This is a genomic window from Cobetia sp. 4B (assembly GCF_018831605.1).
GTDB lineage: Bacteria > Pseudomonadota > Gammaproteobacteria > Pseudomonadales > Halomonadaceae > Cobetia > Cobetia amphilecti.
The window spans coordinates 722,704-739,875 of sequence record NZ_CP059843.1; the positions used below are offsets into that span (position 1 = coordinate 722,704).

Sequence of the window (17,172 nt, forward strand, 5' to 3'; positions counted from 1 at the left end):
GGGGCTGATGGCGCCTCGTCAATGTCGGGAGCGACGAGCGATCAATAGCGGTAGGGCGAGCTGAGCTCCCCGCGCAGCGAGTTGGGGTAGGCCTCGGTGATCTCGACATCCACCAGGTAGCCGATCAGCTCGGTCGGGTTGGCGGCGCGGAAGTTGACCACCCGGTTGTTCTCGGTGCGCCCTGACAGCAGGCCCGGGTCACGCGGCGAGAAGCCGGAGACCAGGATGCGCTGGGTGGTGCCGACCATCTTGCGACCGATCTGCATCGCCTGCTGGTTGATGCGATCCTGCAGGATGAGCAGGCGCTCCTTCTTCACTTCTTCCGGGGTGTCATCTTTCAGATTCGCCGCCGGGGTGCCCGGACGCGCGGAGTAGATGAAGCTGAAGGAGTGATCGAAGCCGATCTGGCCGATCAGGTCCATGGTGTCCATGAAGTCCTGATCGGTCTCGCCCGGGAAGCCGACGATGAAGTCGGAGGAGAAGCTGATGTCCGGACGCAGCGCGCGGATGCGTTCGAGCTTGTCGATGTAGAGGTCACGCTCGTGGCCGCGCTTCATTGCCGCCAGAATGCGGTTGGAGCCCGATTGCACCGGCAGGTGCAGATGGCTGACCAGCTCCGGGATCTCACCGAAGGCCTCGATCAGCGAGTCCTTGAACTCCAGCGGATGCGAGGTGGTGAAGCGGATGCGGTCGATGCCCTCGACCTGCGCCACGCAGCTGATCAGCTCGGCGAGGTCGATCTCCTCGCCCAGCTGATTGAGGCCGGCGTAGGCGTTGACGTTCTGGCCCAGCAGGTTGATCTCGCGCACGCCCTGGTCGGCCAGATGGATGACTTCATCCATCACCTTCTCGAAGGGACGCGAGACTTCCTCACCGCGGGTGTAGGGCACCACACAGAAGGTGCAGTACTTGGAGCAGCCTTCCATCACCGAGACGAAGGCGCTGGCACCGTCGCTCTTGGGCGCGGGCAGGTTGTCGAACTTCTCGATCTCGGGGAAGGTCACGTCGACCACGGAAATCTGCTTGAGGCTGTCGCGGCGGGTGTCGAGCATCTTCGGCACGCGGTGCAGGGTCTGCGGGCCGAACACCATGTCCACATGCGGGGCACGCTTGCGCAGGTTGTCGCCTTCCTGACTGGCCACGCAGCCGCCGACGCCGATCACCAGCTCCGGGTTCTTTTCCTTGAGCTTCTTCCAGCGTCCCAGCTGGTGGAACACCTTCTCCTGCGCCTTCTCGCGGATGGAGCAGGTGTTGAGCAGGATGACGTCTGCTTCGGATTCGTCGCTGGTGACTTCCATCTGATGCGATTCGCCGAGCAGATCCGCCATGCGCGCGGAGTCATACTCGTTCATCTGGCAGCCGTGAGTCTTGATGAAGAGTTTCTTCGCCATTGCCTTGTGTGAACGCTCTGAGCTGCGCGCCCGGGCTTCGTGCGCCTCGCGCCCGGGCACATGATGGCGGCGGGCAGCGTCAGCGGTCAGGAGAAGCGGGCGCGACTTGTAATGAATGAGCCCCGGCGCCGATGGCTGGCCGGGAATCGAGGGCGCGACGATACTGTGCCAAGCGGCACGCTGATCGGGTCGAGGCCAAAATCGGGACGGCACAGTATAGGAGTCTGCCGGCCATGCGGCCAGCCCTGTCGCATCGCTGTCAGCAATGAGGAGGATGCCTGCCAACCACCGGTTCAGCCTGATGGTGGCTGTGGTATCCTCACGAGAAAGCCCGCGCATGCCCTGACGCTACAACAGGGGCTTGGCATGTTTCATAGTTATCAGGCAGGTGTTGCGCAACGCACATCAGGCTGTCAATGGCTTGATTTGTTGAGGTTTTCATGCCGATAGCCCGGCTGCCTGAGCTGGTTAAAATTTGATCGATTTGTTGGCGGGGCAGGCATTTCGCCGTGCGCAGACCTGCCCCTTTGAGGTTGTCCCAAGACTTATCCACAGAAAGTGTGGATGTCTGAAGACACTGAAATGACAGTCTCGGATTTTTCTCGCGGCAATTTCGTTACCGTACGTCCAAGCGCGACAGCGATGCCAGGCAGGACGCCTTGCATTGCGCAACCTGGCAGACACCGCATGGGCAGACAGGGCGAGCCTTCCTTCGCCCAAAAGCGGTCGATCATGTTCGGCATGTGGGGACGCAGGATTCAGCGCGCTTGCTCCTCGTGCCCACACGCCTGACACGGTCGGCTTACGCCCTTAGACAGCCATGAAGAACACGATATGACGCGATTCTCCATTACCAGCACCCCTTCATCTTTCGGTCTCCTGTCACCCCGATCGCCGTGTTCGACGCTTGCGCGCTCACTGCGCCGTGTGGTGCTGGGGGCTGGCGTCGCCGGCAGCCTGCTGCTGGGCGCACCGCTGGCCAATGCGGCCACCGACCGCTGGGTCGCCGATGACCTCACCACCTTCGTGCGCAGTGGCCCGACGGATGGCTACCGCATCGTGGGCACGGTGGAAGCCGGCCAGCCGGTCGAGCTGCTCGAGGTCCAGAATGACTACAGCAAGATCCGCACCGCCAGCGGCGACGTGGTGTGGATTCCCTCCGCTGACCTGCAGGACACCCAGAGCGTCAATGCCCGGGTGCCCGAGCTGAGCGCCAGGGTCAAGGAATTGACTGCCAAGCTCGATGGCATCAATGAAGAGTGGGAAACCCGTGTCGAGGACATGAAGACCGGCCTCGAGACGCGTCAGGCGCGCATCGAAGAGCTTGAGCAGGCCAGCAACAGCCAGTCAGCCGAGCTTGCCCAGGCGCGCAGCAAGATGCAGGACATGGAAACCAAGCTCGATACCAAGAAGCAGGACCTGCTGATGCGCTACTTCATGTACGGCGGTGGCGTGGCTGGGGTCGGCCTGCTGGTCGGCCTGATCGTGCCGCACCTGCCGCGTCGCAAGAAGAAGCGTCACGGCTTCCTGTAAGGCATCCCGGTCACCGATAGCAGAGGGAGTGCGCCAGCTCATGTCGGCACAAGACACGACGATGGACGCGACGCCGGCCAGTGACCCCTGGCTGGCGCGATGGCAGGAAGGGCGGATCGGCTTTCATCTGCCCGCCACGCATTCGGCGCTGGAGCGCTGGTGGCCGCGGCTTGAGATCGCGGCGGGCGCCAAGGTGCTGGTGCCGTTGTGTGGCAAGAGTCTCGACATGCGCTGGCTGGCGGCGCAGGGCTATCCGGTGCTGGGCATCGAGCTTGCACGCCAGGCCTGCGAGCAGTTCGTCGCCGAAGGCGCCGGGGATGTCTCGCGCTATCGGCTGGAGCACTTCGAATGCTTCCGCCAGGGCATGGTCGAGCTGTGGTGCGGAGACTTCTTCCACTTCCATATCGACCATGTCGATCATCTGGACGCCTTCTATGATCGCGCCGCGCTGATCGCCTTGCCGCCGGCCACCCGGCAGCGTTACGCCTTCCATCTGGCGCAGTTGCTGCCCCCGGGGGCGCGTGGCCTGTTGATCAGTCTCGAGCGGCAGACGGAGCAGCATCAGGGTCCGCCGTTCCATGTCGCCGAAGACGAGATTCGTCAGCTTCTGAGCGCCAACTTCACGCTTGAGGTGCTGGAGCGTCGCGCCCCGGATGAGCGCGGTTTGCGTGAGACGGTATGGAGTCTGGTGCGCAAGGGACCGCGTCGTTGACGACTCAGGGGTGACCTTGTCAGTCAGTTCCAGTCCTCATGAAGGTTTAGTCCTCATGAAAAACGCCACCGCCGCCCAATGGGCGGCGGTGGCGTTTTCGTTGGTGGCGAGCTGCTGTCGAACTTATTGATCGAGCCTACTGGTCGAGCTGGCGGATCAGCGTAGTGTCCTGGAAAGCGCGAGTCAGCGCATCGCCGATCACCTCAGAGACCATCTCGGTGTTCTTCTCCTGACTCGGCTTGAGGGCATAGCCCTGATCACGCGTCGCGGTGTAGCTGCCGGTATAGCGCTGCTTGCCGGACACGGCGACGGCCTTGATCACGCCATTGAGTGTCGCGGTATCGGTGATCAGGCCGCCACGCTTCACGCCATAGGCCAGCTCGGTCAGCGAGATGGTCAGCTCTGCTGCGCCCTGGTTGGCCTGCTCGGCGGATACCGGCACGAAGCCCATGCGGCGCAGGGCGCTGACGGTCTGGGCCTCAAGCTTGGGCGTCAGGTCGCCGGTCGGCACGACCAGATAGCTCGAGGCATTGGTGGCGCCATCGCGAGAGCCGATGCGCTCTGACGGACGCTCATCGAGCACGTCCACCACCACCTGTTGCCCGTGGCCGACCACGCCCATCTCGCCGACCTGCGGATTGACGTACAGGCGCTGCGGGCTGGTGCCGCAAGCGCTGAGAAGTGCCGCCGTGGCGATCAGTGCCACGCTCATGCAGGTGGTGCGCAACTTGTGCATCATCATCGGGGTTCCTGGGCCTGAGGCCGGTTGTCATGGGAGTCATCTCGGCCATCCGTTGCCAATATCTCGCCTGCAGCGCGGGATGGCCGGAGCGCAATGGCGCGAGTATAGGGCCAGAATGGCGCCTGAGCGTAGTGGAAATTCAGGCTCACGGCTGTCCTCTGCAAGCGACAGTGGTTGAGGTTCATGGCCCATAGCTCATGCGCCGTCGACGCGTCTACTCAAGGCCAGCAGGCCCAGCAGCGGGCCGGGCAGCAAGGCCAGCAGCAGCAGGCTGCCGTGGCCGGCGATCAGTGGCGTGAGCAAGGCGATCGAGACCAGCGACAGGCTGAAGCCGAAGGCATTCATCATCGCCAGGGCACTGGCCTGCAGCTCGACCGGCGTGCCGCCCGCGGCGAGTGCCGAGAACTGTGGCGAGTCGATCACGGCCAGAAGGCTCCACAGCGCCAGCAGTGCCAGCAGCACGCCGTAACCGGCCTCAAGCTGCGTAGCAGCGACGAAGATCAACGTCAGTGTCACCGAGCCGGCGAGCCCGAGACGCGCCACCCACAGACTGCCGCGACTGCGCGAGAGCCAGCCCCCGATGACACAGCCGGGCGCGCCGATGGCGATCACCAGGAAGCTATGCCAGGCCAGGGTGGCAGGAGAGAGCGTCACGCCTGTCGCGCTGGCCATCTGGGTCAGCAGCAGAGGCGTCAGTGCCCACAGGGTGTATAGCTCCCACATGTGGCCAAAGTAGCCCAGTGCACCGCGCACGAAGCCGGGATATTGCCAGGCCGCCAGGCCTCGTGTGGCACGCGCGAGAAAGGTGTTACGGCCGTCTTTCGCCGCTGTTGCTTGGCGGGGCGCCGAGGTGGCTTTCGCCGCCGGCGGTGCCAACAAGGCGACCAGACCGGCACCGACGATGGCCAGCAGCGAGGCAGTGCTGATGGCTGCGCCCCACGGCAGCTGCATGCCTTCGCCCTGTTGCAGTGCGGCGAGTGCATGCGGCAGCCCGGTGCCAAGCACCAGCATGCCGACCAGCCAGGCGAGCGCGGCACCGGCACGGTCCGGTGCGGTCTGGACCATCAGCTTCAAGCCGATGGGGTAGATGCCGGCCAGTGCCAGTCCCGTCAGCACGCGCAGGCCTGAGGCGCTGAGCAGCCCCGGCGCGACCAACAGCGCCAGATTGGTCAGCGCGCCCAGCACGCAGGAAGCCATGAACAGATGGCGCGCCGCGAAACGGTCCGCCAGGCCGGCAAGCCCCAGCACCAGGGTGCCGACGATGAAGCCGCCCTGCACCGAGGAGGTCAGCTGGCCGAGTGCCGCGGCGCTATCGCCGGCGAAGCCCCAGCTCGCCAACATCGGCGTGAGGACTGCATTGGGGGTGAACCACAGGCTGGTGCCGAACAGCTGCGCCAGGGCGATCAAGGCGACCGGATAGCGGTTGGCCCATTGCCGCCAGCCAGAGATGGGCGGCGTGAGTGACTTGGTTGAGGACACGAGGGCACCTTGTAGGGCAGATGGCGTGATGGCGCAGCAAGACGCGAACGGGCGACACCGAAGTGTCGCCCGTCACAGATAGCCCGCCCCATCAATGGGGTCAAGGCGTCATTGATGGGGCAGCTCGGCGATGCGATGCAGAGACTACCCCGTCGCAGCCGTCGTCTATAGCCCCATGGCCGAAGAGGTGGAGCGACGCGGGTCGGCACCGCCGTAGAAGGTGCCGTCGTCGATCATGATCGACTGGATGGCGCCCATGGCGTCCTTGGTCACCACCTTGTGGCCCATCGCCTCGAGCAGACGGATGGTGTCCTTGCTGATGCCCGCCTCGATGCGAATCTCGTCCGGCAGCCACTGGTGGTGGATGCGCGGCGCACTGACCGCCGACTGGATGTTCATGCCGTGGTCGATCACGTTCATGATCACCTGCAGCGTGGTGGTGATGATGCGCGAGCCGCCGGGGCTGCCGGTGACGAGGAAGTTCTTGCCATCCTTCATCACGATGGTCGGGCTCATGGAGGACAGCATGCGCTTGTTCGGCTCGATCTTGTTGGCGACGCCACCGATCAGGCCATAGGCATTCGGCACGCCCGGCTTGGCGGAGAAGTCATCCATCTCGTTGTTGAGCAGGAAACCTGCGCCATCGACCACGATGCCGGAGCCGTAGCTGAAGTTGATGGTGTAGGTATTGGAGACGGCCAGACCATTGCCATCGGCAATCGAGAAGTGGGTGGTCTGATTGGACTCATACGGCTGCGGCTTGCCGGGCTTGACCTCACTGGAGGGCGTTGCCTTGTCGAGCTCGAACTGGGCGCGCAATTCCTTGGCGTAGTCCTTGGAGATGATGCCCGACAGCGGCACATCGACGAAGTCGGTGTCGCCCAGATACTCGGAGCGGTCGGCGTAGGCGCGGCGCATCGCTTCCGCCATCACGTGGATGGTGGCGGCGGAATTGAAGCCCATCGCCTGGATGTCATCGCCTTCGAGCATGTTGAGAATCTCGACGATGTGCGCGCCGCCGGAGGAGGGCGGGCTCATCGAGAAGATGTCATAGCCACGATAGGTGCCGTGGACCGGCTCGCGGATGGCCGGCTCGTAGGCCTTGAGGTCATCCAGCGTCATGATGCCGTCGTGGCGCTCCATCTCGGCCACGATCAGCCGGGCGGTCTCGCCTTCGTAGAACTCGCGCGGACCATTGGCGGCGATGCGCTTGAGGGTCGCGGCCAGTTCCGGCTGCTTGAACAGCTCGCCGGCTTGATAGTTGCTGCCATCCGGCTTGTAGAACACCTTGGCGGTGCTGTCCCACTTGGCCAGGCGGTCCTTGGCATCGCTCAAGCCCTTGGCGAAGCGCGTCGGAATCACGAAGCCGTCTTCGGCCAGCTTGATGGCCGGGGCGAGGGCCTGCTCGAGACTCAGGGTGCCGTAGTCTTCCAGCGCCTTGGCAAGGCCAGCGACGGTGCCGGGCACGCCTGCCGCGCGGTGGGTGAAGCGTGACCACTCGGAGACCGCCTCGCCATTCTCGTCCTGGAACATCGCCTCGCTGGCCGCCGCCGGGGCCTTCTCGCGGTAATCGATGGCCACCACTTCACCGGTCTTCTCATCGGAGACCAGCATGAAGCCGCCGCCACCGATATTGCCGGAGCGCGGCTGGGTCACGGCCAGCGCGAAGCCTGCCACCACGGCGGCGTCGACGGCGTTGCCGCCATCGGCCAGCACATCGCGTGCGACCTGAGAGGCCAGATAGTGGCTGGTCGCGACCATGCCGTGCTGACCTTCCTGGGGGTGGAAGCGCTCGCCTTCCAGAATCGCGGAAGACTCGGCGAAGGCGGCGGGAATCGCCGTCGGCAGCAGGCCGGCCAGCGGCAACAGTGCGGCGGCGGCCAGCGCCTTGAGATGTCTGCGGTTTGCGAGAGAGGTGTCGAACATGAGAGGTGTCGGTTCCTGTTATCGTTATAAGAGATGCGACATGACGCGTGCAGTGCGAGGAACATGCGCAGAAGGCCAGCGAGCTGCTCACTGGGCCGAGAGAACAGCTTAACTATCAGTTGCTAATGCACCAATTTCAACTTTGCACGGCAATATTCTTGTTGGTGTCTGATCTGGAAGGGTAATGAGGGCTTGGTGTGAGGGCGGCTTGAGGGTGTGAGTCGCAGTGGGGTGCCTGGCGTGGGCCGGCGGCGACGGATCGGCAGCGACGGACCGGCAGGCTGGCGGTGCACATTCACACAGCGCCTGTCTTTTGTGAGAGGGTGGCGTAAAATGCCCCTTCCACTTCTCGCTGGCGCCTGATGATATGTCTGAACTACTGCCGAATGACTTCAAGATTGCCCCGTCGATCCTGTCCGCTGACTTCGCCCGCCTGGGGCAGGAGGTCGAGGATGTGCTGGCCTCCGGGGCCGATATCGTCCACTTCGACGTGATGGACAATCATTACGTGCCCAACCTGACCATCGGGCCGATGGTGTGCAAGGCGCTGCGTGATTACGGCATCAGCGCCGAGATCGATGCCCACCTGATGGTCACGCCGGTCGACCGCATGATCGGTGACTTCGCCGAGGCCGGTGCCAGCTACATCACCTTCCATCCGGAAGCCTCCGACCACGTCGATCGCTCGCTGCAGCTGATTCGTGATGCGGGCTGCAAGTCCGGGCTGGTATTCAATCCGGCCACGCCGCTGTCCTATCTCGACTACGTGATGGACAAGGTCGACATGATCCTGTTGATGAGCGTCAACCCGGGCTTCGGTGGTCAGTCGTTCATCCCCGGCACCCTCGACAAGCTGCGTGAAGCGCGTCGTCGCATCGATGCCTCCGGCTACAACATCCGTCTCGAGATCGATGGTGGCGTCAAGGTCGACAACATCGCCGAGATCGCGCGTGCCGGTGCCGATACCTTCGTGGCCGGTTCCGCCATCTTCAATGCGCGCAGTGACAGCGATGCCAACCGCTACGACAGCGTATTGGCGAAGCTGCGTGCCGAGCTTGCCAGCGTGCGCAGCTGATCGCGTGACGGATGACAGCGTGAGAGCTTTGGGAGCGGCCGACGACTCGGCTCACGCCGCGGCGCTCAGCGAGTGGTCGCTGTATGTGCTCGAGACGGCCCAGGGGCGCCTCTATACCGGTATCAGTACCGATGTGGCGCGCCGCCTGAGCGAGCATGAGGGCGGCAAGCGCGGTGCGCGAGCGCTGCGCGGCAAGGGGCCGCTGACGCTGTGTTATCAACAGGTGGTCGGCGATCGCTCGCGGGCGCTCAAGCTCGAGTATCGCGTCAAGCAGTTGAGTGTGGCGGCCAAGCGCCGTTTGATCGCCGGTGAGCTTGCGCTGGACAGCCTGCTCGACTGACGATCTGCTTGATTGAATGCGTGAAACGAAAACGCCCCCAGCGGAGACCGCTGGGGGCGTTTTACGTTTTGCGTTACTGGCGAGCGATCAATGCAGTTTCATCTTCGGACGCAGGTAACGGTTCAGGCCATCGACCACCACCGTCATGCCGGTCTTGACCACGCCGTGGATCGCCATCTGGTGCATGCGATACAGCGAGGCGTAGAAGAACTTGGCCAGGCGACCTTCGATGAACAGCGAACGCGCCGAGGCACCGCGCATCAGCGAGCCGACGGCATCGAAGTGCGCCAGCGAGATCAGCGAGCCGTGGTCCTTGAACACGAAGTCCTTGAGTGGCTTGTTGGCCATCGCGGCGCGCAGGTTCTTGACCATCAGGCTGGCCTGCTGGTGAGCAGCCTGGGCGCGCGGCGGGACGCGCTTGTCATCCGGCTGCGGGCAGCTGGCACAGTCACCGAGGGCAAAGATGAACTCATCATCGATGCTCTGCATGGTCTGGTGCACCTTGACCTGATGGTTGCGCTCGGTGGACAGACCCAGCTCGGACAGGAAGGCGGGCGCACGGATACCGGCGGCCCACACGCTCAGGTCGGCTTCGATCAGGGTGCCATCGGCAGTGGTGATGCCGCGTGAGTCGGCGCAGGTCACTCGGGTATCGACGTGGATATCGACGCCCAGCCTGGTCAGCTCCTTGGCGACCGGCTTGCCGATGCGTTCCGGCAGGGCGGGCAGGATGCGCGGTGCGGCCTCGATCAGGTGGACCTTGACCTGGCGGTCTTCCAGCGAGGAGAAGCCGTAGCTGTGCAGCATCTTGGAGGCATCGAACAGCTCGGCGGAGAGCTCGACCCCGGTAGCACCGGCGCCGATGATGGCGACGTTGAGCTGCTGGCGCTCACATTCCTCGCCGTTGGCGCTGAAGCGCAGGAAGGTGTCGAGCATGTCGCGGCGGAATTTCTCGGCCTGCTGCGGGCTATCCAGGAAGTGGCAATGCTCGGCGACGCCTTCGGTGCCGAAATCATTGGACACGCTGCCCAGTGACAGGACCAGATAGTCATAGCTGAGCTGGCGGGCGGGCAGCAGCACGTTGCCCTTGGCATCGTGGATGGCGGCCAGGGTCAGCTGCTTCTCTTCACGCTCCAGGCTTTCCAGGGTGCCGCGCTGGAACTTGTAGCCGTGGGCCTTGGAATGGCCCTGGTAGGAGACTTCATCGAGACCGGAATCCAGCACGCCGGTGGCCACTTCGTGCAGCAGCGGCTTCCAGATGTGCGTGGAATTGCGGTCGATCAGAATGATCTCGGCTTTCTTCTTGCGGCCCAGCTTGTGGCCCAGTTTGGTGACGAGTTCCAGACCGCCGGCGCCTCCGCCAACGACTACGATGCGGGGAATGGCCATTGAGTGCTCCTCAGTGACAAGATTGATGGGAAGGTGTGAAAAGTGTCGGCCGGCTATCGAGTCAGAACATGCAAGGCCCGGAGTCGATAACTGGCGTCGCGATACCGCTATGATAACAATATAATGAGCGTGCTAAATAGTGCTGCATGCGCGAGATGTCGTTATTTTACGTATATTCGCCATGAGCACGCGAGAACTCGGTGTTGCGCTTTTGGCACCTACACGAATTCTGTCGCTGAAAAGGAGCAAGGATGCACGATCATCCCACATTCACAGGTCCGGTACATCCGTCGCTCAGGGCGATCGAGATGGTCGCCTTCGACCTCGATGGCACCCTGATCGACTCGGTGCCGGACCTCGCCCATGCGATCGACTGCATGCTTGAGCAAGAGGGCCTGGCGGCGCTGGGCGAGGCGCGGGTACGCGACTTTGTCGGCAATGGATCGCGGGTACTGGTGGAGCGCGCCCTGGCAGCACATGGCCTGGCGACCGATGACCTGGCGCGGGTCGAGCAGGCGCATCAGAGCTTCCTGGCACATTACGCCGCCGACCCCAGCTCGCGTACGCGACTCTATCCCGGCGTGCGGGAATGCCTGGAGGGGCTGCGCCAGGCCGGGATCCCGCTGGTGCTGATCACCAACAAGCCGGAAGCCTTCATCGAGCCGCTGCTTTCGCACTTCGCGCTGAGCGAGCATTTCGCGCTGGCGCTGGGCGGCGATAGCCTGCCGACGCGCAAGCCGGACCCCGCGCCCCTGCTGTTCGCCGCCGAGCGGCTGGGAGTGTTGCCGCGTCAGGCCTTGATGGTCGGTGACTCGCGTCACGATATCGCGGCAGGCCGCGCCGCCGGTTTCCGCACCCTGGCGGTACCTTACGGCTACAACCATGGCGAGCCGATCTCGCGCAGCCACCCGGACTACCTCGTCGACTCACTCGCCGAGCTGGTCGTGGCTGGCTGAGTGACGCTGATTGATGGGAATTGACAGAGCGAGGCTGGTGTCCCGCTCGGGCGCACAGTGAGGCATGAGATGGCAGAACTTGCCTCCACCAGCGCTGCCGCCAGCGATCCGCGATGATAGACTGAGTCCCAGACAAGCCGGCCCCGTGTCGGCAACGCACCCTCCGTGGAAGGAACTGCAGGTCATGATGACCCCACAACACTTCGCTGAACTGGCCGAAGCCGGTTACAACCGCATTCCCGTCACCCGTGACGTGCTGGCGGATCTCGACACGCCACTGTCTACCTATCTCAAGCTGGCCGACATGCCGTGGACCTTCCTGCTGGAGTCCGTGCAGGGCGGAGAGAAGTGGGGGCGCTACTCCATCATCGGCTTGCCGTGTCGTGAGCGCATCGAGGTGCGTGGCCAGGTGGTCTCGCATCTGATCAATGGCGAGCAGACCGGCATGACCGAGGTCGAGGACCCCCTCGACTGGATCGAGCAGTTCCAGACCCGCTTCCGTGTGCCGGTCATCGACGGTGCGCCGCGCTTCAATGGCGGCCTGGTCGGCTACTTCGGCTATGACACCGTGCGTTATATCGAACCGCGCCTGCGCGGCGTCGAGAAGCCGGACCCGCTGGGCGTGCCGGACATCCTGCTGATGGTCGCCGACGAGCTGGTGATCTTCGACAACCTGTCCGGGCGTCTGACGCTGTTGACCCACGCCGACCCGGCAACGCCGAACGCCTACGAGGCCGCCTGCGAGCGTCTCGAGCGCCTCGAGATCCAGCTGCGCAGCGCGACCCTGAATACCGTCAGCCCCGGCACCGGCGGCGAGCCGGTCAAGGAGACCGACTTCACCTCCGGCTTCACCGAGGAAGGCTTCAAGGGTGCAGTGGAGAAGATCAAGGAATACGTGCTGGCCGGTGATGTCATGCAGTGCGTGCCGTCGCAGCGCATGTCGATTCCCTACCGCGCCGCGCCGCTGGATCTCTACCGTGCACTGCGCAGCCTGAATCCCTCGCCGTACATGTTCTTCTTCAATCTGGATGACCACCATGTCATCGGCTCGTCGCCGGAGATTCTCTCGCGTCTCGAGGATGGCGAGGTCGCGGTGCGCCCGATCGCCGGTACCCGCGTGCGCGGCGCCACCGAAGAGGAAGACCTGGCGCTGGAGAAGGACCTGCTGTCAGACCCCAAGGAAGTCGCCGAGCACCTGATGCTGATCGACCTGGGTCGCAACGATGCCGGTCGCATCAGCCAGACCGGCAGCGTCAAGGTGACGGACCAGATGGTGGTGGAGCGCTATTCCCACGTCATGCACATCGTCTCCAACGTCACCGGCAAGCTGAAGGAAGGCCTGGGGCCGATGGACGTGCTACGGGCCACCTTCCCGGCCGGCACCCTGTCCGGCGCGCCGAAGATTCGCGCCATGGAGATCATCGATGAGGTGGAGCCGGTCAAGCGCGGCATCTATTCCGGCGCGGTGGGCTATCTCTCCTGGCACGGCAACATGGATACCGCCATCGCGATCCGCACCGCGGTGCTCAAGGACAAGGTGCTGCACGTTCAGGCCGGCGCCGGCATCGTGGCCGATTCCGTGCCGCAGTCCGAGTGGGACGAGACACTCAACAAGGGGCGTGCCCTGTTCCGTGCCGTGGCGATGGCGGAGCGCGGTCTGGACAATCTGGACTGATCGGCGCGCCACGCATTTCGGGAGTGACTCGCCAGTGTTCGCGGGTCACTTCCTGCAACGGCGCATGTGATTGACACTCCTGGCAGCTCAACGCACTATTGACCCATGACGCTACGTAACCCGCACGACCTCAGCCAGCAGTGGTGGCGCTCCTGACAAGGGGGCGGCTTTCGCATGTCTGAAGTTCGAGGACGTACGACCAGAAGAATGCCGCCGACCAGGGCGGCATTTTTGTTGCTGGACGGCGGGAACGACACCACAGGAGAGCGGGCAGGCCGGTCAATCACGGCGCATGATCCGCTCCCGAGAATGGACACTGACCATGCAGACATTCACTTCGCAGGACGCCAGCACGCCACGCGTGCTGATGATCGACAACTTTGACAGCTTCACCTACAACATCGTCCAGTATCTGAGTGAGCTGGGCGCGGAAGTGCTGACCGTGCGCAATGACGCCATCACGCTCGAGCAGATCGAGGCGCTCGGTGCATCACATCTGGTGCTGGGCCCGGGCCCGTGTACGCCCAACGAGGCCGGCATCACGCTGGAAACCATTCGCCACTTCGCCGGCAAGCTGCCGATTCTGGGCGTGTGCCTCGGTCACCAGGCCATCGGTCAGGTCTACGGTGGCAAGGTGGTACGTGCGCCCCAGGTGATGCACGGCAAGACCTCTGCCGTGCGTCACGACAACAGCGGTGTCTTCGCTGCGCTGGCCGAGCCGCTGGAAGTCACGCGTTATCACTCGCTGGTGGTCGATCGTGAGAGCCTGCCCGAGTGTCTGATCGTCACCAGCTGGACGGATGATGACGATGTCACGCCGCAGTTGATCATGGGCCTGCGCCATCGCGAGTTGGATGTCGAAGGCGTCCAGTTCCACCCTGAGTCGATCCTGACATTGCAGGGTCATGAGCTTCTGGCTAACTTCCTGCGTCGCGGCGAGGCTGCGAAAGCCGCCTGAGCGGGCGTTGATTGCAAGAGTCACATCCTATTTTTTCATGCGTCAGCCGCCGAGGCTGGCGCCTGCGGAGACACAACATGCAGATGCGTGAGGCGATTGGCGCCGTGATGCGCCGCCAGCACCTGAGCTACGACGACACTCATGCGGTCATGACGGCCATCATGACCGGCGAGGCGACCCAGGCGCAGATCGGGGCCTTGCTGATGGCGCTGTCGATGAAGGGCGAGACCGTCGATGAGCTGGCCGCCGCCGCCCAGGTGATGCGTGAGCTGATGACGCGCGTCACGGTGCGTGCCACCGATGCAGTGGATATCGTCGGCACCGGCGGTGATGGTGCCAACCTGTTCAATGTCTCCACGGCGGCAAGTTTCGTGGTGGCGGCCGCCGGTGGTCATGTGGCCAAGCATGGCAACCGCAGTGTCTCGTCATCGTCCGGCAGTGCCGACCTGCTTGAGTCGGCCGGCATCAATCTGGCGCTGGACGCCGAGCAGGTCGCACGCTGCATCGATGATATCGGGGTCGGCTTCATGTTCGCGCCCAATCATCACGCCGCCATGAAGCACGTGATCGGCCCGCGCCGCGAGATGGGTGTGCGTACCATGTTCAACATCCTCGGTCCGCTGACCAATCCGGCCGGCGCCACCCGTCAGGTGCTGGGGGTCTATGACCCGGCGCTGGTGCCGCTGATGGCCGAGGTGCTCAAGCGCCTCGGGGCCGAGCATGTGCTGGTGGTGCACAGCGATGATGGTCTGGACGAGATCTCGCTGGCGGCACCGACGCTGGTCAATGAGCTCAAGGATGGCGAGATCCGCGAATACCGCATCGCGCCGGAAGACTTCGGCATCGCGCGCCAGTCGCTGGAAAGTCTGGCGGTGGAGACCTCGGACGCCAGCCTCAAGCTGGTGCAGCAGGCGCTGCGCGGTGATGAAGGCCCGGCCAGTGACATCGTGGCACTCAATGCCGGTGCGGCCCTTTACGTGGCGGGCATCGCGGACAGTCTCAAGGAGGGTGTCAGCATTGCCGAGGACGTGCAGGCCAGCAAGCTGCCGTTCGAGAAGATGAAGGAATTGGCGGATTTCACCCGTGTCTACGCCCAGGTCAATGATGAAGGAGCGACCCGCTGATGAGCACCGAGCAGACGACTGACAAGGCATTGCCGACCATCCTGGCCAGGATTCTGGCGCGCAAGGAAGAAGAGATCGCCGAGCGCAGCGCCGCGGTGAGCGAGGCGGACCTGCAGGCCCTGATCGAGAAACAGAGCGCGCCGCGCGGCTTCATCGAGGCGCTGACGTCGCTTATCGACCGTGGCGAGCCGGCCATCATCGCCGAAGTGAAGAAGGCGTCCCCTTCCAAGGGCGTGATCCGTGAAGACTTCGTGCCCGCCGAGATCGCCGTGGCCTACGAGCAGGCCGGCGCCGCCTGTCTGTCGGTGCTCACCGATGCCGACTTCTTCCAGGGGCATGAGGACTTCATGATCGAGGCGCGCGACGCCGTCTCGATTCCGGTGATTCGCAAGGACTTCATCATCCACCCGTATCAGGTGCTGGAAGCACGTGCCATCGGTGCCGACTGTATCCTGTTGATCGTTGCGGCGTTGGACGATGCGCGCCTGAGCGCTCTGTATCGTCAGGCGCGCGAGCTGGGCATGGATGTGCTGGTCGAGGTGCATGACGGCGAAGAGCTCAAGCGTGCACTGGCGCTGGGCATCGAACTGGTCGGCATCAACAACCGCGACCTGCGCACCTTCGAGACGTCGCTGGAGACGACGCTGGACCTGCTGGCCGACATGCCGCAGGGCGTGCGCGTGGTCACCGAATCCGGCATCCATACCCGTGACGATGTGGCGAAGATGCGCGACGCTGGCGTCCACGGCTTCCTGGTAGGGGAGGCCTTCATGCGCTTTGATGATCCGGGCGAGGGTCTGCGGGGGTTGTTCTTCGCTGACTGATGGTCGGCAGTTAACGCCACTTGTTATCTTATGGATAACAAAAGCCCGCATGGCATTGCCATGCGGGCTTTTTCATGTCTGTCTTCTGTCTTCTGTCTTCTGTCCAAAGGCCTGTGGCCGCCATCAGTCACAGGCTCAGGCGTCTGTCTTGACGCTCTCGACTCCCTTGCGTGCCGTGAGCAGAGCCTCGGCAATTTCCTCGACCCCGGCGCCATGACTGTGGCGTGTCACCCAGCTGGGCTCCCAGCCCAGTGCCGCACGGTGCTGGATGATGTTGGCCACGCCCACGGTGTGGCGGAAGGTGGCGAACATCGGCGCATCATTGGGGGCATCGCCGACGTACATCACCTCCTGTTCCAGCTGCATGCGGTCCAGGCCAAAGGTCTCGGTGAGGACCCGCACCGCCATGCGCGCCTTGTCGAACTCGCCCTGCCATGCATTGATGTGGATGGAGCTGGCGCGCGCCTGAATACCGGCGGCCGTGAAGCCGGCGATGATGGCGCGAATCTCGCTCTGGGCCAGCGGGCCGACCGCCTGACAGTGGTCCACCGCGACATCGGCGAAGCGGAAGGGCTGGTCCTGGGCCAGTGCTGCGCGTGGATGGTTGAGCAGCAGCTGGCGGGCGACGGTCATGACATGGCGTTGACGAGCGCGCAGGCGCTGCTCGTCTTCCCACCAGGTGGTGAGGATACGCTGCCCCTGACGGCGGAAGGCAAAGGCGCCGTTCTCACCGATCACGCTGGCGACCGGCCAGGCGCGTGCGATGTGATCGCACCAGCCCGCACAGCCGCCCGTGACGGGGATGACCTTGATGCCGGCGGCATCCAGACGCTCCAGCGCCGCCAGCGTCGATGCCGCGAGACGCCCTTCATGGGTGAGGGTGTCATCGATATCGGTCAACAGATACCGGATACCCGACAGGGTGCTGGCAGGACAGTGGGCGAAGGCTTGCATGGTGATTCCAGAAATCCTCAGAAGGTAAGCGGGCGCGCGGCTGTCATCAGTCGCGTGTCCCTTCAGTATCGTCGATGCGTGCCGGCTTGCGCGA

Annotated in this window: 15 protein-coding genes; 9 read left to right on the plus strand and 6 right to left on the minus strand. The window is 63.9% G+C overall.

Annotation, left to right across the window (positions count from 1 at the left end):
* Positions 1–41 precede the first annotated feature (41 nt).
* Positions 42–1,391 (minus strand): tRNA (N6-isopentenyl adenosine(37)-C2)-methylthiotransferase MiaB, encoded by a 1,350-nt coding sequence (miaB, locus tag H2O77_RS03035; RefSeq protein ID WP_215823881.1) that lies wholly within the window; start codon positions 1,389–1,391, stop codon positions 42–44.
* 834 nt (positions 1,392–2,225) lie between these two features.
* Between miaB and H2O77_RS03040 the strand changes: the two genes are divergently transcribed.
* Both H2O77_RS03040 and tmpT read left to right on the plus strand, forming a co-directional pair.
* Positions 2,226–2,924: a TIGR04211 family SH3 domain-containing protein gene (locus tag H2O77_RS03040; RefSeq protein WP_082388145.1), complete on the plus strand. Its 699-nt coding sequence runs from the start codon at positions 2,226–2,228 to the stop codon at positions 2,922–2,924.
* Positions 2,925–2,964: 40 nt separating this feature from the next.
* Positions 2,965–3,636: a thiopurine S-methyltransferase gene (tmpT, locus tag H2O77_RS03045; protein WP_225996460.1), complete on the plus strand. Its 672-nt coding sequence runs from the start codon at positions 2,965–2,967 to the stop codon at positions 3,634–3,636.
* A gap of 136 nt (positions 3,637–3,772) precedes the next feature.
* Here the strand turns inward: tmpT and H2O77_RS03050 are convergent, their stop codons facing one another.
* The 3 genes from H2O77_RS03050 to ggt all read right to left on the minus strand — a co-directional run bounded on the left by H2O77_RS03050 (position 3,773) and on the right by ggt (position 7,783).
* Positions 3,773–4,378, minus strand: a complete 606-nt coding sequence (locus tag H2O77_RS03050; RefSeq protein ID WP_052384762.1) for a YajG family lipoprotein — start codon at positions 4,376–4,378, stop codon at positions 3,773–3,775.
* Between the two features lie 195 nt (positions 4,379–4,573).
* Complete coding sequence (locus tag H2O77_RS03055) at positions 4,574–5,857, minus strand: MFS transporter (RefSeq protein ID WP_240548694.1); 1,284 nt, start codon at positions 5,855–5,857, stop codon at positions 4,574–4,576.
* A 165-nt stretch (positions 5,858–6,022) separates the two neighbouring features.
* Positions 6,023–7,783 carry a gamma-glutamyltransferase gene (gene ggt / locus H2O77_RS03060; RefSeq protein WP_215823882.1) on the minus strand — a complete coding sequence of 587 codons (1,761 nt, stop codon included), beginning with the start codon at positions 7,781–7,783 and terminating at the stop codon, positions 6,023–6,025.
* 367 nt (positions 7,784–8,150) lie between these two features.
* On the opposite strand from ggt, the gene rpe reads away from it, so the two are divergent.
* Complete coding sequence (rpe, locus tag H2O77_RS03065; protein WP_043335268.1) at positions 8,151–8,858, plus strand: ribulose-phosphate 3-epimerase; 708 nt, start codon at positions 8,151–8,153, stop codon at positions 8,856–8,858.
* A 19-nt stretch (positions 8,859–8,877) separates the two neighbouring features.
* Positions 8,878–9,198: a GIY-YIG nuclease family protein gene (locus H2O77_RS03070; RefSeq protein ID WP_346428198.1), complete on the plus strand. Its 321-nt coding sequence runs from the start codon at positions 8,878–8,880 to the stop codon at positions 9,196–9,198.
* 87 nt (positions 9,199–9,285) lie between these two features.
* Here the strand turns inward: H2O77_RS03070 and H2O77_RS03075 are convergent, their stop codons facing one another.
* Positions 9,286–10,587, minus strand: coding sequence for an NAD(P)/FAD-dependent oxidoreductase (locus H2O77_RS03075; protein WP_153635139.1), 1,302 nt, complete (start codon positions 10,585–10,587; stop codon positions 9,286–9,288).
* A gap of 251 nt (positions 10,588–10,838) precedes the next feature.
* On the opposite strand from H2O77_RS03075, the gene H2O77_RS03080 reads away from it, so the two are divergent.
* From H2O77_RS03080 to trpC, 5 genes are all read left to right on the plus strand, one after another.
* Positions 10,839–11,543, plus strand: coding sequence for a phosphoglycolate phosphatase (locus H2O77_RS03080; protein WP_043335263.1), 705 nt, complete (start codon positions 10,839–10,841; stop codon positions 11,541–11,543).
* Positions 11,544–11,730: 187 nt separating this feature from the next.
* Positions 11,731–13,218, plus strand: coding sequence for an anthranilate synthase component I (gene trpE / locus H2O77_RS03085; protein ID WP_043335326.1), 1,488 nt, complete (start codon positions 11,731–11,733; stop codon positions 13,216–13,218).
* A gap of 322 nt (positions 13,219–13,540) precedes the next feature.
* Positions 13,541–14,176, plus strand: coding sequence for an aminodeoxychorismate/anthranilate synthase component II (locus H2O77_RS03090; protein ID WP_107336649.1), 636 nt, complete (start codon positions 13,541–13,543; stop codon positions 14,174–14,176).
* A gap of 77 nt (positions 14,177–14,253) precedes the next feature.
* The gene (gene trpD / locus H2O77_RS03095) at positions 14,254–15,300 is read left to right on the plus strand and encodes an anthranilate phosphoribosyltransferase (protein ID WP_043335260.1); all 1,047 of its coding nucleotides are present in this window, start codon (positions 14,254–14,256) and stop codon (positions 15,298–15,300) included.
* Positions 15,300–16,124, plus strand: a complete 825-nt coding sequence (trpC, locus tag H2O77_RS03100) for an indole-3-glycerol phosphate synthase TrpC (RefSeq protein ID WP_215823884.1) — start codon at positions 15,300–15,302, stop codon at positions 16,122–16,124. Before trpD ends, trpC begins: the two co-directional genes overlap by 1 nt.
* 135 nt (positions 16,125–16,259) lie before the next feature.
* Here the strand turns inward: trpC and H2O77_RS03105 are convergent, their stop codons facing one another.
* A complete protein-coding gene (locus H2O77_RS03105; protein WP_107335461.1) occupies positions 16,260–17,078 on the minus strand; it encodes an HAD-IIB family hydrolase in 819 nt (272 codons plus the stop codon).
* Between the last annotated feature and the right edge of the window lie 94 nt (positions 17,079–17,172).

Coding starts and splice junctions, on each gene's coding strand:
- miaB (WP_215823881.1), bottom strand. CDS start 1,391: ATGGCGAAGAAACTCTTCATCAAGACTCACGGCTGCCAGATGAACGAG.
- H2O77_RS03040 (WP_082388145.1), top strand. CDS start 2,226: ATGACGCGATTCTCCATTACCAGCACCCCTTCATCTTTCGGTCTCCTG.
- tmpT (WP_225996460.1), top strand. CDS start 2,965: ATGTCGGCACAAGACACGACGATGGACGCGACGCCGGCCAGTGACCCC.
- H2O77_RS03050 (WP_052384762.1), bottom strand. CDS start 4,378: ATGATGATGCACAAGTTGCGCACCACCTGCATGAGCGTGGCACTGATC.
- ggt (WP_215823882.1), bottom strand. CDS start 7,783: ATGTTCGACACCTCTCTCGCAAACCGCAGACATCTCAAGGCGCTGGCC.
- rpe (WP_043335268.1), top strand. CDS start 8,151: ATGTCTGAACTACTGCCGAATGACTTCAAGATTGCCCCGTCGATCCTG.
- H2O77_RS03075 (WP_153635139.1), bottom strand. CDS start 10,587: ATGGCCATTCCCCGCATCGTAGTCGTTGGCGGAGGCGCCGGCGGTCTG.
- H2O77_RS03080 (WP_043335263.1), top strand. CDS start 10,839: ATGCACGATCATCCCACATTCACAGGTCCGGTACATCCGTCGCTCAGG.
- trpE (WP_043335326.1), top strand. CDS start 11,731: ATGACCCCACAACACTTCGCTGAACTGGCCGAAGCCGGTTACAACCGC.
- H2O77_RS03090 (WP_107336649.1), top strand. CDS start 13,541: ATGCAGACATTCACTTCGCAGGACGCCAGCACGCCACGCGTGCTGATG.
- trpD (WP_043335260.1), top strand. CDS start 14,254: ATGCAGATGCGTGAGGCGATTGGCGCCGTGATGCGCCGCCAGCACCTG.
- trpC (WP_215823884.1), top strand. CDS start 15,300: ATGAGCACCGAGCAGACGACTGACAAGGCATTGCCGACCATCCTGGCC.
- H2O77_RS03105 (WP_107335461.1), bottom strand. CDS start 17,078: ATGCAAGCCTTCGCCCACTGTCCTGCCAGCACCCTGTCGGGTATCCGG.